Annotated in this window: 14 protein-coding genes and 1 pseudogene; 5 read left to right on the forward strand and 10 right to left on the reverse strand. The window is 64.6% G+C overall.

Features of this window, described 5'->3' with window-relative positions; genetic code table 11:
- Nucleotides 1-150 precede the first annotated feature (150 nt).
- Nucleotides 151-351 (forward strand): hypothetical protein, encoded by a 201-nt coding sequence (locus tag IVB13_RS16625; protein WP_018455714.1) that lies wholly within the window; start codon nucleotides 151-153, stop codon nucleotides 349-351.
- 299 nt (nucleotides 352-650) lie between these two features.
- On the opposite strand, the gene IVB13_RS16630 is transcribed toward IVB13_RS16625, so the two are convergent.
- From IVB13_RS16630 to fliI, 6 genes are all read right to left on the reverse strand, one after another.
- The gene (locus IVB13_RS16630) at nucleotides 651-1871 is read right to left on the reverse strand and encodes an FAD-dependent oxidoreductase (protein ID WP_247489684.1); all 1221 of its coding nucleotides are present in this window, start codon (nucleotides 1869-1871) and stop codon (nucleotides 651-653) included.
- 142 nt (nucleotides 1872-2013) lie between these two features.
- Entirely contained in the window at nucleotides 2014-2973 is a 960-nt protein-coding gene (locus tag IVB13_RS16635) for an AraC family transcriptional regulator (RefSeq protein ID WP_247489685.1), read from the reverse strand.
- A gap of 351 nt (nucleotides 2974-3324) precedes the next feature.
- Nucleotides 3325-4380 (reverse strand): anti-sigma factor, encoded by a 1056-nt coding sequence (locus tag IVB13_RS16640; RefSeq protein ID WP_247489688.1) that lies wholly within the window; start codon nucleotides 4378-4380, stop codon nucleotides 3325-3327.
- Nucleotides 4381-4431: 51 nt separating this feature from the next.
- Complete coding sequence (locus tag IVB13_RS16645; RefSeq protein WP_018455718.1) at nucleotides 4432-4977, reverse strand: sigma-70 family RNA polymerase sigma factor; 546 nt, start codon at nucleotides 4975-4977, stop codon at nucleotides 4432-4434.
- A gap of 178 nt (nucleotides 4978-5155) precedes the next feature.
- Complete coding sequence (gene fliJ / locus IVB13_RS16650) at nucleotides 5156-5575, reverse strand: flagellar export protein FliJ (RefSeq protein ID WP_007606301.1); 420 nt, start codon at nucleotides 5573-5575, stop codon at nucleotides 5156-5158.
- A gap of 121 nt (nucleotides 5576-5696) precedes the next feature.
- Nucleotides 5697-7022 (reverse strand): flagellar protein export ATPase FliI, encoded by a 1326-nt coding sequence (gene fliI / locus IVB13_RS16655; protein ID WP_247489690.1) that lies wholly within the window; start codon nucleotides 7020-7022, stop codon nucleotides 5697-5699.
- Between the two features lie 416 nt (nucleotides 7023-7438).
- Here fliI and IVB13_RS16660 point away from each other — a divergent pair, with 416 nt between their 5' ends.
- The 4 genes from IVB13_RS16660 (at nucleotide 7439) to IVB13_RS16675 (ending at nucleotide 10267) form a co-directional block, all read left to right on the forward strand.
- A complete protein-coding gene (locus IVB13_RS16660; RefSeq protein ID WP_007600544.1) occupies nucleotides 7439-8140 on the forward strand; it encodes a response regulator transcription factor in 702 nt (233 codons plus the stop codon).
- 170 nt (nucleotides 8141-8310) lie between these two features.
- Nucleotides 8311-8715 carry a DUF350 domain-containing protein gene (locus tag IVB13_RS16665; protein ID WP_018455720.1) on the forward strand — a complete coding sequence of 135 codons (405 nt, stop codon included), beginning with the start codon at nucleotides 8311-8313 and terminating at the stop codon, nucleotides 8713-8715.
- A gap of 1 nt (nucleotide 8716) precedes the next feature.
- A complete protein-coding gene (locus IVB13_RS16670; RefSeq protein ID WP_247489692.1) occupies nucleotides 8717-9103 on the forward strand; it encodes a hypothetical protein in 387 nt (128 codons plus the stop codon).
- 3 nt (nucleotides 9104-9106) lie between these two features.
- Complete coding sequence (locus tag IVB13_RS16675; protein WP_247489694.1) at nucleotides 9107-10267, forward strand: glutathionylspermidine synthase family protein; 1161 nt, start codon at nucleotides 9107-9109, stop codon at nucleotides 10265-10267.
- Between the two features lie 173 nt (nucleotides 10268-10440).
- Here IVB13_RS16675 and IVB13_RS16680 read toward each other — a convergent pair whose 3' ends face one another.
- The 4 genes and pseudogenes from IVB13_RS16680 to IVB13_RS16695 all read right to left on the reverse strand — a co-directional run.
- Complete coding sequence (locus IVB13_RS16680; RefSeq protein ID WP_085357855.1) at nucleotides 10441-11313, reverse strand: protein-glutamate O-methyltransferase CheR; 873 nt, start codon at nucleotides 11311-11313, stop codon at nucleotides 10441-10443.
- Complete coding sequence (locus tag IVB13_RS16685; RefSeq protein ID WP_247294705.1) at nucleotides 11310-12509, reverse strand: chemotaxis response regulator protein-glutamate methylesterase; 1200 nt, start codon at nucleotides 12507-12509, stop codon at nucleotides 11310-11312. Before IVB13_RS16685 ends, IVB13_RS16680 begins: the two co-directional genes overlap by 4 nt.
- Nucleotides 12510-12583: 74 nt before the next feature.
- Nucleotides 12584-12949 carry a response regulator gene (locus tag IVB13_RS16690; RefSeq protein ID WP_007600538.1) on the reverse strand — a complete coding sequence of 122 codons (366 nt, stop codon included), beginning with the start codon at nucleotides 12947-12949 and terminating at the stop codon, nucleotides 12584-12586.
- A 72-nt stretch (nucleotides 12950-13021) separates the two neighbouring features.
- Nucleotides 13022-13119: pseudogene (locus IVB13_RS16695) on the reverse strand (chemotaxis protein CheW); the annotation flags it as partial.

Genomic DNA, 13119 nt, shown 5'->3' on the forward strand with positions numbered 1-13119 from the left:
TTCTGATCGCGGCTTCTCACGTCCTGTCACGCCCTTGTGATCGCCTCTTGGGAACGAATCCCCCCAATACTAGGTTGTTAGGCACCGGAAGCATGAACCTGTCCAAGCACGCAGGCGACTACTTCGGGTAGATGGCGGCAGGAGCCTTCCATGAACCACTCGATTTACAGCGCAGATCGCTCGACCCACCTCAAGATCGTGGTTGTCGCGCTCGTTGCCGGCATCACGGTGGCGGGTCTCGGGATCACCGCGCGTACGAGTTCAGATGAAGGCCTGACCCAGACCGCTCGCGTCATGAAGGCGGGCAAGCCGATCGCTATCACCAGCTCGAACGTTTCCCTCGTTCGCTAAGGAGATTTGAGTTTCAGGAATTCACGCGGCTCTTTATCAGCCCCCCAAAGTCGCCACGTGGATATGTAGACGACCCCAACCCCAAGTCGACTACAGAAAGCGCCCGCCCCCCACGGGCGCTTTCTCATGTCTGGGGTATGTCGTCACCGTGAGCGCACGCGCGTGCAGCTGCGTCATTGCGAGGAGCTCTTGCGACGAAGCAATCCAGAATCCCTCCGCAGAGACATTCTGGATTGCTTCGTTACGCTCGCAATGACGATGGAAAACGTACCGCCGTCATCCCGCAACAGGCACGGATACTACCGCGCCCCATACGTCGGCGGCGGCGCCTGCACGGTTGGGACTGCCGCAGCGAATAGCTCGTCCTTGCTGCCCGACAACGGCGGATAGATGCGCTTGCGGTTGATCGTCTGCTTGGTTGCCTTCGCGGCCGCGCCGGTGGCGCGGACTTCGCGGTCCCACCCTTCCGTGTAGAGCGCGCCCCAGCCGCCGAGATCGAGCACGGTCACGTACCAGTCGATCCGCAGCGGCAGCATCGGCAGGCCCGCGAGATCGGCGACCACATTGTGGCCGGCGAAGCGGCCCATGGGACGCGCGAACTGGCAGGACATCACGGTTGGATGCAAGCCGTCGACCACGCTCGAGGCGACGTCGCCGGCCGCGAACACGCCGCCGACATCCGCGACCCGCATCATGGGATCGACCAGAAGCCGCCCAAGGCGATCGCGTGCGTCCGGGAAGCTCGCCGCCAAGGGGCTCGCGCGCATCCCGGCACACCAGATCACCGTCCGTGTCGGAATGAACTCGCCCGAGCTCAGGCGCAGGCCGGCGGCCTCGACGGAGACGACGCGGACGCCAAGCCGTGTCTCGACGTCGAGCGCGGCCAACGCCGTATCAATGACGGGACGTGCATGTGCGCCGATCGTGGCGCCCACCGCAGGATTGGGATCGACCAGGATGACGCGGCGGCTCCCCGTGATGCCGGCGCGCGCCAGCCTGTCGGGCATCTCGGCCGCGACCTCGATGCCGGTGAAGCCGGCGCCGACCACGACGATCGTCGAGCGCCCCGGCGAAGGCGCGCTGCGTCCGAGCGAATTGAGATGATCCTCGAGGCGGAGCGCTGCTGCATAAGTGTCGACATCGAAAGCATGCTCGGCAAGGCCGGGAATGTCCGGACGCATCACTTCGCTGCCGAGCGCCAGCACCAGCCGGTCATAAGCCAGCGTCTCGTCGCCGCCATCCGTCACCAGCGAAATCTCGCGCCGTACCGGATCGATGGCTTCGACCTCGCCGATCCCTTGACTGACGCCGATCGGATCGAGCAGTTGCGGCAGCGGAAGCGCGACCTCGCTGAGGTCGGCCTCGTAATTGCGGACGCGGATGTTGTGATAGGGATTGCGATCGATGACACGAATCTCGATGTCACCGCCGGCCGCGCCGATCTCCTCGCGCTTGCGTGCGGCACCGATGGCCGCCCACAGACCTGCAAACCCGGCGCCGAGCACGACGATACGCGCCATGTCCGTTGACTGCATTTCCCAAGAGAGCGACGACGAAGCGACGAACGATCAGGCGGTCTGACCGCGCAGACAGATATAACTCATCCAGCCCGGCGGACCAACTGCGGTGGCACCGGCGCGCCGCACAAATTCTCGGCGCGGCTCAGGCCTCGCGCAGTTCCGACGGCGTCGCGGCAAAGCGCTTGCGGAAGGCGCGGTTGAAATAGGACAGATCGGAGAAGCCTGACGAATGCGCGATGTCGCTGATCTTGCGGGTCCTGGCGCGGGGATCACTGAGCAGCTTGCGCGCCTGCAGCAGTCGCTGTTCCAGCACGAACTCGGTGAAGGTCGTTCCGGCCTGCTCGAACAGACGCTGTGCCTGGCGCGGGCTCAAGCCGGAGCGCGTGGCAATCTCGGACAGGCAGAGATCGTTGCGGCCAAGCGCAGCCATCACGTCGGCGCGCATGAGATCGAGACGGGCCGCCGCATGACCTCGCCCGCGCGCGAGACTTGCATGTTCGGCGTCGGTGCCGAGCAGGAGGCCGACGAGATCGACCATGTGCTGCGCGGTGAGGCGCTGGCCGACGGCGTCGAGATGCGGCGCATGATGGGCGGCAAGGGAGTGGTAGCGCAAGATGGTCTCGGCAACCGCGCCGTCCGAGAGCACTTGCGACAGCTTGTCCTCGGCACGCGGATTGATGTCGAGCAGCGCGCGGCGCGGCATGCGGATGGTGGTGAAGCGATCTTCCTCGGTGTGGCCGACGGTGCCGGTGATGCCCATGTCGACGAGCACCATTTGCGCGGGCGCAAGCTCCACGGCATGGCCGTTCTGCCCGACGCGGACGAGGCCCGCATGCGCGGCGATCAGGACGAGATCGTCGCTGCCGTCGGCAAGATGGCTCTGGGTGCGTGAATATTGCGCGGAGGCGCCTTCGGGAATGGCGAGCGCGATATTGTCGACCACGCTGACCTGGAGCCGGCAATCGATGCTATCGCCTCGGCTCGGCCCAATATCGAGGCCGCAGGCCCCGAAAGTCCGCTCGCGCCAATGCTCGAAGGCCGGGCCGTGTGGCAGCCCCGCATATTGGTGAATGAAGATGCCCGACGTTTTCGCTGCATCCATCTGATTTCTCGCCCCTCTCCGGCACCATGATTGGGGGGCGCCGACTGCAAATTCCGGGCATTTGACGCCGCGAAGCGCGGAGAGGTTCAAATCGAGGGCGGATTCGGCGGAATTTGTCGGAAGACGACGGCGGGACGGACCTTGGCGACAGAACCGATCAGGCATTGCCACCACGATGTTGAAGCGTCCAATGCCCCCGGTGTCGTCCTGGACAAGCGAACAGAGCGAGCGCCGATCCAGGACCCATTACCCCGAGATTGAGTGGTTGCTCACCCGTGTTGCCAGCGCTCACTCTTGCAATAAGCTCTTGGGGCAATGGGTCCTGGCTTTCGCCAGGACGACAATGGAAACCTACTTCTTCGCGGGCGCCTGCGGCTGTGACGGCGGCACGGTTTCGATCAGCTTGCCGGAAAACACTGGCGCCGAGGTCGGCTGGCCGTTGGGCGAACCGCCCGCCTGCTCGAGCGTGACGGCGTAGGTCGCGCCGTTGACGACGTCGGCATCGTACGAGCCGAGCACCGGTCGTGCGGTGAAATCGCCGGCGCCGATCACGCCGAGCGAACGCGGACGCGGCAGCTTGTCGGAGATCAGCCAGAGCTCGAAACTCTTGCCGGGCTCCGGTGTCGCGCCCACTTTACGCACCGTAAAGTTCTTGGTCGCGCCGTCGATGGTGAGGATGAAGGCGGGACCTCCGCCCTGGCCCTGCAACAGGGCGACATATTGCGACGACGCCGGGAGCGGCGCCGGTGTCTTCACCTCGACGGTCTGGATGCGCGGTGCCGGTCGCAGGCCGCCCGGCAGCGCGTCGGGCAGGAAGATCTGAAGCGACAGCGTCACGAGCAGCGCGGCCGCGAGCGCGCCGACGGCGGATGCGATGGTGCGCCAGCGCTTCGCGCGGCCCTCGAGCCGGATCACGTTGCTGTTGTCGGCAACCGGCGGCGGTGGCGCACGCGCGACCTCCGGGTCCGGCGCGTGGACCTGCGGCATGAATATCGGCACGACGTCGGGAATCGCATCGGTCTCAAGTCGCGCCGCGGCAGGCTGCTCCGCTTCAGGAGGCTGCGGCGCCGGCTGCATATTCTCCGACGGCACCTGCGGAGGCACGGTCTCGGGCGAGGAATATTCCGGCACAGGTGGCGGCGGCGCTGCGTCCGGCAGTGCTGGCGGATCCTGCGCAAAGCCCGTCCGCGCGAGCTCGGACCTGATGTTCTCCCACACGATCGGACGCGGCTCGATCGAGCCGACCATCTGGTTGAGGACGCCGAGCCGGAATGCCCACGCCTGCACGACATCGGCGAACGCCTTGTCCACCGCCATCATTGTCTCGACCTGCGCGCGCTCGCCGGCGTCGAGCGTGCCGAGCGCATATTCCGCGGCGAGCGCGATATGGTCCTCCGTATAGGCCATCACTTGCGGTCCAGACCCACCCTCACCGTATGAGCTCCCGTAGCCCGAATCTCATAGCCCGAGACATTCGCGAATATCCATCATGCTGCGCCGAAGCCACGTCTTCACCGTGTTGACGGGCGCCGCGAATTTCTCCGCCAATTGCTCGCGGCTCCAGCCGTTGTAATAGGCGAGAAGCACGAGCCTCTGACGGTCCGGCTCGAGCCGGCCGATACATTCCAGCAGCCGCTTCAATTCCTCGGTCATCTCCCTCCGCGCCAGCGGATCGGGGCTGTCGCTTGCGACTTCCATCGCCTGGGGCTCTTCCTCGATGGAGACTTCCGTCTTCTTGCGCACGATGTCGATGGCGCGGTTGCGCGCGATCGACGCCATCCATGTGATCGGCGACGCGAGAGCGGGATTGAACTGGCCGGCGCTGTTCCAGATCTTGACGTAGGTCTCCTGAATGACCTCCTCTGCGAGATCCTGTCGGCGCAAGATACGGAGCACGACGCCATAGAGTTTCGCGCGCGTGGCGACGTAGAGGCGCTCGAACGCGGCCTGATCGCCCTGCGCCATCGCCCCAATCAGCCCGACCAGCTCTGCTGGCGTCAGCATTCAGCCCCCCAATGCGCGGCCCGTCGCATTCCGCGCAGGCGCTGGCACTCCGCCACCATAGCGCCCGACAAAGCCGACCACCAAGGGGGCGCGGCGCCACACTGTGGACAGGGCATGCGAAAACCCGGACCTTGGGGTCCGGGTTCTGCAAATTCTCGCAGGTCTGGCGGCTAGCGTCTCAGGCGACGGCGCCCATGCGGGCACGCATCAGGCCGATGCTGTCGAGATCGGCCTGCTCGCGGGCGTTTTCCTCGGCGCGTTCGCGGGCCTGATCGCGCTCGTCAAGGAGCTCGACCTTCTTCAGCTCCTCGAAGGCTTCGGCCAGCGCAGCCTTGGCTTCGTCGAGCTGGCCCTTCAGCTCGTCGGCCGAGCGGGTCAGGTTCTCGCGACGCTGGATGGCAGCCTTGGCGTAGGTCGGATAGGCGAAGTGCGAGGGATCGTTGATCCCGGCGCGCTCCTGCTCGGTCGAGATCTCGCGTTCAAGATCGGTCGACATCCGCTGGAAGTCGGCGATCATGGTCTCGATCTGGGTGACCCGGCGGCGCTTCTCGTCGACCTGAAATTTCTTCAGGCGGATGAGTGTATCACGTGACTTCATCGACTCGTACTCCCCAGAAGTCCCTTGGCTGCACGTGGGACAACACCGGTCTCCCCACAGGCCCGACGGGGGCCAAGACCGGCTCTACTACTCTGTGGGATGGGATGATGACGGGACAAAGTTAGCGTTCCGTTTCCAAATCACCAAGGATTTGCGCCAACTGGCGGTAGCCGTCCGCCAGGGATGCATTTTCGTCCTTGCGCTGGCGCAGGAAGGCCTCCAGCGGCTCGTGCAGGCGGATCGCCTCGTCGACCTCGGGGCTGGAGCCGGCGCGGTAGGCGCCCAGACGGATCAATTCTTCCATGTCGGCATAGGTCGCCATCACCGCCCGCGCCTTCTGGATGGTCGGCCAGAACTGCGGGTCGGCCGATTTCGGCATGGTGCGGGAGACGGATTTGAGGATGTTGATGGCGGGGTAGCGGCCGCGCTCGGCGATCGAGCGCTGCATCACGATGTGGCCGTCGAGGATGCCGCGGACGGCATCCGCAATCGGCTCGTTGTGGTCGTCGCCATCGACCAGCACCGTGAAGATGGCGGTGATGGCGCCCTCTCCGAGACCCGGACCCGCGCGCTCCAGAAGCTTCGGCAGCTCAGTGAACACGGTCGGCGTGTAGCCCTTGGCGGTCGGCGGCTCGCCCGCGGACAGGCCGATCTCGCGCTGGGCCATGGCAAAGCGCGTCACCGAATCCATCAGGCAAAGGACGTCCTGCTCCTCGTCGCGAAAATATTCGGCAATCGCAAGCGTCAGATACGCGGCCTGGCGGCGCATCAGCGCCGGCTCGTCGGAGGTCGCGACCACGACCACGGAACGGGCCAGGCCCTCCTCGCCAAGGTCGTCCTGCAAGAATTCCTGCACCTCGCGGCCGCGTTCGCCGATCAGCCCGATGACGCTGACGGCGGCATCGACGTTGCGCGCAAGCATCGACAGCAGCACCGACTTGCCGACGCCGGAGCCTGCGAAGATGCCCATGCGCTGGCCGCGGCAACAGGTCAGAAAGGTGTTCATCGCGCGCACGCCGAGATCGAGCGGCGCGCCGACGCGCTTGCGCGAGTGCGCCGGCGGCGGCGAATTGCGGTACGGCATCGGCGCCGGGCCCTGCGGCAGCGGCCCCTTGCCGTCGATCGGCTCCCCCAGCGCATTGACGACGCGGCCGAGCCAGGCCGCGCAAGGCCGCACCTGATTTGCGGCATTGGCGATGACGGCCTTGCAGCCGCGCCGTACGCCGTCCAGACCGGCGAACGGCATCACGACGGCGTTGTTGCCGGAGAAGCCGATCACCTCGCAGGGGATGGAACGGTTGCCGCCGGTCTCGATCACGAGCCGCGCGCCGACCGACATCGCATGGATCGGACCGGCGACCTCGACCATCAGGCCGCGCACGCCGACCACACGGCCATAAATATTGATGCCGTCAATGTCGCCGATCTGTTCGGCAAGAGCCTTCACAAGAGGGCCTTCATGAGGGTGATCGCCTTCATAATCCGGGGTTTCGTGGCGAGAACCTTAAGTTTCGCCATATTTCTGAACGGCGCTTAACTTCGTGTTTACCCGCATCGTTAATCATTGCGTCACTGTCTTTGTGACTGAGCGTGGCTCCCCTTCAGAAGAAGGCTGAGTCGCGAGAGTCGGTTAGGCCCGTCTCTTAAAGTGGAACTTGAACGCAACCGGATAACGAAAGCTGCTTCGCACACAAGACCTTAGGGCGATTCGACGAAAATTGCATCTACAGGGCTTGCGTTCCAGAATCAGAATTTGTTAACCATCTGTTGTCAGGATCCGAATCAGTTGTTCAAAGGCGTTTTGTTGTGTGCCGCGAATGCGGCCGACCTGACGCCCAGGAGCGGCGACTATGGGGAACTGGCATGCGCGTTTTGCTGATTGAAGATGACAGCGCCGTCGCGCAGTCGATCGAGCTGATGTTGAAGTCTGAGAGCTTCAACGTCTACACGACCGATTTGGGGGAAGAAGGCGTCGATCTCGGTAAATTATACGATTACGACATTATCCTTCTCGACCTCAACCTGCCCGACATGTCCGGCTACGACGTGCTCAAGCAGCTTCGGGTCTCCAAGATCAAGACACCCATTCTGATCCTCTCCGGCCTCGCCGGCATCGAGGACAAGGTCAAGGGTCTCGGCGTCGGCGCCGACGACTACATGACCAAGCCCTTCCACAAGGACGAGCTGGTTGCCCGCATCCACGCGATCGTGCGCCGCTCCAAGGGCCATGCCCAGTCGGTGATCCAGACCGGCGACCTCGTCGTCAACCTCGACACCAAGACCGTGGAAGTCGGCGGTCAGCGCGTGCATCTGACCGGCAAGGAATACCAGATGCTGGAGCTGCTCTCGCTCCGCAAGGGCACGACCCTCACCAAGGAAATGTTCCTCAACCACCTCTATGGCGGCATGGACGAGCCCGAGCTGAAGATCATCGACGTCTTCATCTGCAAGCTCCGCAAGAAGCTCGCCAATGCCTCCGAAGGCCGCAACTTCATCGAGACCGTGTGGGGCCGCGGCTACGTGCTGCGCGAGCCGCACGAGGTCGAAGAGCGCATCCCCGCCTGATCCTGGGTTTTACCCGCGAGCCCTTCGGGGCTTGCTCCTCCCAGCCTGGACCCCGCCGCAAATGGCGGGGTTTTGTTTTTTGGGGACGCGAACGGGGCCTCATCGTCCTTGCGCCGTTGAACCGCTATCCTTCCCCCGCCGACGAATGGTCGCTGCACGATGGGGGAACGATGATCCTGCAATCACTGGCCGGCCTGCCCGCCTTCCTGGTCTATTTCTGCACCGGGCTGATCGCGATCGTGGCGTACCTGTTCGTCTACACCCGCATCACGACGCATAACGAATTCCAGCTGATCCGCGACAACGATCCGGCTGCGGCGATCGCACTCGGCCTCAGCCTGCTCGGCTTCGTGGCGCCGCTGGTCAGCGCGATCGCGCATTCGGCCAATGTGCTGGACTGCCTGATCTGGGCGATGATCGCGCTGATCGTCCAGATCGTCGTGTTCTTCCTGGTGAGAGTGCCGGTGCCGAACCTGTCGGCGCGGATTGCCGCCGGCGAACTTGCAGCTGCCATCTGGCTCGGGCTGTCCTCGCTCGCCGCAGGCCTGCTCAACGCCGCCTGCATGATCTACTGACATGGCCGGCAAGCCCTCCAAAAAGGAGTTCGGCAAGCGCCGGCCGGCGGCCGGACCGCCGCCTGCACAACAGCCGGTGAAGCGCTCCGGCCATGTCGCGCTGCTGGTGATGGGCACGATCGCGGTCGGCACCACCGCCTACACACTGATGCCGCGGCAGAATTGCGAGCCCTCCCCTGCCGGCATGGACCCGGCGGTGCAAGCGAGCACCTCGTGCAGCAGCAGCCGCAGCTCCTCCAGCGGCGGCGGCAGTTCGTCGCGATCGAGTTTCTTCAGCAGCGACTCCTCGAGCCATTCCTCGTCCGGAACGTCGTCCGATTCAGGCTCCGGCGGCGTGAGCCGCGGCGGCTTCGGCTCGTTTGGCCATGGCTTCTCCGGCGGCGGCTGACCCATGCAACGCATCGTCTGCCCCGAGCGCGACGACTGGCGGCAGACCGCCGAACAATGCGGCTTCGCCTTCCACACCATCGACGGTGAGCGCTATTGGGACGAACGCGCCTATTACGCCTTCACGCTCGACGAGATCGAGCGTGGCATCGAGGCGCCGACCGGCGAGATCGACGCGATGTGCCTGGAGCTCGCCGGCCGCGTGATCGGCGACGAGCGCCATCTGCAGCGCTTGAAGATACCGGAGGCGTTCTGGAGCCTGATCGCCGAGAGCTGGGCACGAGACGACCGCAGCCTCTATGGCCGGCTCGATCTGAAATTCGACGGCAAGGGACCGGCAAAGCTGCTCGAATACAACGCGGATACGCCGACCTCGATTTTCGAAGCCGCGGTCTTTCAATGGACCTGGCTCGAACAGGCGATCGAACGGCGCATCATCCCGTCGCGGGCCGACCAGTTCAACTCCATCCACGAACGATTGATCGAAGCCTGGAAGCAGATTGCCGCTACCCGCCACGTCCATCTCACCGGCACCACGGGCAATGAGGAGGACGCCGGCACGCTCGCTTATCTCGAAGATACCGCGCGCCAGGCGGGACTGACGACCACGCTATTCGACATCGAGGCGATCGGCTGGCGCAATGATACCGGCGGCTTCGTCGATCTCGACGACCGCGACATCACGCTCGCCTTCAAGCTCTATCCCTGGGAATGGATGTTCCATGACGCCTTTGGCGCAAAGCTCAAGGATGCACAGACACGCTGGATCGAACCGCCGTGGAAGGCGGTGCTCTCCAACAAGGGCATCCTGCCGCTGCTATGGGAGATGTTTCCGAACCATCCCAATCTGCTACCGGCGTTCTTCGAGGACGATCCGCGGGCAGCCGAGCTCGGTAGCTCCTATGTGCGCAAGCCGCTGCTGTCGCGCGAAGGGGCCAATGTCACGCTGGTGTCTGGTGGAATGCCGCTCGACGAGCAGGCAGGCCCCTACGGCGCCGAAGGATTCGTGCGGCAGGCGCTCGCGCCGCTGCCGAATTTTTCCGGCTTCTATCCCGTGATCGGAAGCTGGCTGGTGGATCACGAACCCTGCGGCCTGTCGATCCGCGAGAACGAAAGCCCGATCACCGGCAACGGCTCGCGGTTTCTGCCGCATGCGATCTTGTGAGGTGCGCTCTTCATTCCTTCTCCCCTTGTGGGAGAAGGTGGCGCGAAGCGCCGGATGAGGGGTTCTATCCGCGAGTTCAAGTGTCGGTGGGCTCGCGGATAGAACCCCTCACCCGTCTCGCCGCTACGCGGCGAGCCACCCTCTTCCGCAAGGGGAGAGGGGAAGAACGCATCTCACCGCGCCGCTGCTACCTTCAATGACGGCGGCATCAATCCACCCATCGGGCGCCCGGAGCGCGTCGGATTGAGCTGATAGAGGCCACGACGATCGGCGATCGGGCGGAACGCGTCGGTAATTCCGACGACGGATTCGGCGGCGCCCAACAGCAGCGTGCCGTCGGCTTCCAAAACCTTCGCCATGCGCTCGAAGATCACGGCCTTGGTGTCCTGGTCGAAATAGATCAGCACATTGCGGCAGAAGATCACGTCGAACGTGCCGAGATGGGAGAAGTCCTGCAACAGATTGAGCTGGCGGAACTGCACCATCGCGCGAATGTCGGCATTGAGCTGCCAGACTTCGCCCGCTTGCGTGAAGTATTTCATCAGGTGCTGGATCGGCAGGCCGCGCTGCACCTCGAACTGGCTGTAAACGCCGGCCTTGGATTTCTCCAGTACCTCCTGCGACAGATCGGTGGCCACGATCTCGATGCGCCAGCCGGCGAAGGCTGCGCCCATCTCCTTCACGCACATCGCAATCGAATACGGCTCCTGTCCCGTCGACGACGCCGCCGACCAGATGCGCAGCGACTTGCGCGCCGCGCGCGCTCGAAGCAGTCCCGGCAGAATCGTTTCGCGCAAGTGATCGAACGGGATCTTGTCGCGGTAGAAGAAAGTCTCGTTGGTGGTCATCGCTTCGACCACATCGCTCGCAAGCCGTCCGTCGCCATTCCTGATCTTCAGCACGAGATCGGGAATCCCGGCGAGGCTCGCCTTGCGGGCCAGCGGCAGCAGCCGGCTCTCGACCAGATACTGCTTGTCCGGCGAGAGATCGAGGCCGGAGCGCTCTTTCAGGAACTTGCGTAGATAGTCGTAGTCAACAGGCGTCACGAACGGTCTCCCGCAAACAGGCGATTGACCCTGGCGCCGATCTGGTTGAGCGGCAGGATCGCCGCGCAGATGCCGGCATTGGCGGCTGCGCCCGGCATGCCCCAGACCACGCTGGAGGCTTCGTCCTGCGCGATCACGCTGCCGCCGGCGGCGACGATGTCCTTGCCGCCGCGCATGCCGTCCGAGCCCATGCCCGTCAGGATCACGGACAGGATGGCGCCATGCCAGATGTCGATGGCGGACGTGAACAGCGGATCGACCGCGGGCTTGCAGAAATTGACGGCGGGACCGTCGTCGAGCGCGATCGCCACGTCGGCGCCGCTACGCACGACGCGCATGTGCTTGCCGCCCGGCGCAAGATAGATGCGGCCCGGCTTCACCGGCTCGCCGTCGACCGCCTCCGCCGCCGGCTTCCGGCTCGTGCGTGCCAGATGCTCGGCGAGAATGGTGGTGAAGGTAGGCGGCATGTGTTGGGTAATCAGCACCGGGACGCGGTCGATCACGGGGCCAAGCTCGGCGACGAGCGCCATCAGGGCCTGAGGACCGCCGGTCGATGAGCCGATCAGCAGCACCCTCGGGGCTTGGGTCGAGAACGGACGCGTGGATAGCGGCGAGGACGACGACGCATGCAAAGCCGGAGCCGCCGCGGACGCGGCAGGCCGCGCGACAACCGGCCCACGTGTCGCCGGAGCCGGGCTTGCGGGCGCGAGCGGCGGGCTCGCAACCGCGGCCTTGCGGCGCAGCCGTGCGCCGAGGTGGCGGATTTTCTGGATCAGGTCGTGATGGAAGATGTCCGCAGCCGAAGCCTCGCGCGTCGATTCCGGCTTCGGAATGTAGTCGGCGGCGCCGAGCGACAACGCCTTGAAGCTGATCTCCGCGTTGCGGCGGGTCAGCGTCGAGGCCATGATGATGACGAGATCGCGCTTCTTCGCCAGAAGTTGCGGCAGCGCCGAGATGCCGTCGAGCTCGGGCATTTCGATATCGAGCACGGCAACATCGGGATTGATGCGTTCGATCTGGTTGACCGCCTCGAGCCCGGTGCGCAGCGAGGCCGCGACCTCCATGTCGTGCTCGGCGCCGATCCAGCGCGAGATCAGACCGCGGATGACGACGGAGTCATCGACGACCATCACCCGCAACGGTCCGGCTTCCCGCGACGAGCCCGGGGTCGAATTACCTGCGAACGCAACACTCATTACTCACCAACTCAGACTGAAACGGTCAGTTAAAACAAACGCCGAAGGAGCCGTTCAGCCTCCAGGGCGGTCGCTCAGATAAGGCCGACTTCCTGGAATTTCGCCGTCACGATGTCCTTGTCGAAGGGCTTCATGATGTACTCGTTGGCGCCAGCGTGCAGCGCGCGCGCGATATGCGCGACGTCGTTCTCGGTGGTGCAGAACACCACCTTGGGCTGGTCGCCGCCGGGCATGCGCCGGAGATGGCCGAGGAACTCATAGCCGTCCATCACCGGCATGTTCCAGTCCAGCAGCACCGCATCGGGCAAGCCGCGCTTGCAGGCCTCCAGCGCCTTCTCACCGTCCTCGGCTTCGAGGATCTGGAAGTCGAGGCCCTCCAGGATCCGGCGCGCAACCTTGCGGATGACGCTGGAATCATCAACGACGAGACAAGTTCGCATGTGAACCTCTGCTTCCCCCCCTTTTGCGGGGGCACTTCCAATTGCAGGTACGTCGGCGGATGTGCCGGCGTATCAAGCCGCCATCATATCGGGCGCGAGCTCGAGGACGCGATCGACGTCGAGGACGACCATGAGCTGGCCGTCGAGACGGTGGACACCGCCGGCGAGCT

Source organism: Bradyrhizobium sp. 17 (genome assembly GCF_023073515.1).
GTDB lineage: Bacteria > Pseudomonadota > Alphaproteobacteria > Rhizobiales > Xanthobacteraceae > Bradyrhizobium > Bradyrhizobium canariense_D.

Bases quoted from the DNA above. Each gene is read 5' to 3' on its own strand.
- IVB13_RS16625 (WP_018455714.1), top strand. From the start codon at position 151: ATGAACCACTCGATTTACAGCGCAGATCGCTCGACCCACCTCAAGATC.
- IVB13_RS16630 (WP_247489684.1), bottom strand. From the start codon at position 1,871: ATGGCGCGTATCGTCGTGCTCGGCGCCGGGTTTGCAGGTCTGTGGGCG.
- IVB13_RS16635 (WP_247489685.1), bottom strand. From the start codon at position 2,973: ATGGATGCAGCGAAAACGTCGGGCATCTTCATTCACCAATATGCGGGG.
- IVB13_RS16640 (WP_247489688.1), bottom strand. From the start codon at position 4,380: ATGGCCTATACGGAGGACCATATCGCGCTCGCCGCGGAATATGCGCTC.
- IVB13_RS16645 (WP_018455718.1), bottom strand. From the start codon at position 4,977: ATGCTGACGCCAGCAGAGCTGGTCGGGCTGATTGGGGCGATGGCGCAG.
- fliJ (WP_007606301.1), bottom strand. From the start codon at position 5,575: ATGAAGTCACGTGATACACTCATCCGCCTGAAGAAATTTCAGGTCGAC.
- IVB13_RS16660 (WP_007600544.1), top strand. From the start codon at position 7,439: ATGCGCGTTTTGCTGATTGAAGATGACAGCGCCGTCGCGCAGTCGATC.
- IVB13_RS16665 (WP_018455720.1), top strand. From the start codon at position 8,311: ATGATCCTGCAATCACTGGCCGGCCTGCCCGCCTTCCTGGTCTATTTC.
- IVB13_RS16670 (WP_247489692.1), top strand. From the start codon at position 8,717: ATGGCCGGCAAGCCCTCCAAAAAGGAGTTCGGCAAGCGCCGGCCGGCG.
- IVB13_RS16675 (WP_247489694.1), top strand. From the start codon at position 9,107: ATGCAACGCATCGTCTGCCCCGAGCGCGACGACTGGCGGCAGACCGCC.
- IVB13_RS16685 (WP_247294705.1), bottom strand. From the start codon at position 12,509: ATGAGTGTTGCGTTCGCAGGTAATTCGACCCCGGGCTCGTCGCGGGAA.
- IVB13_RS16690 (WP_007600538.1), bottom strand. From the start codon at position 12,949: ATGCGAACTTGTCTCGTCGTTGATGATTCCAGCGTCATCCGCAAGGTT.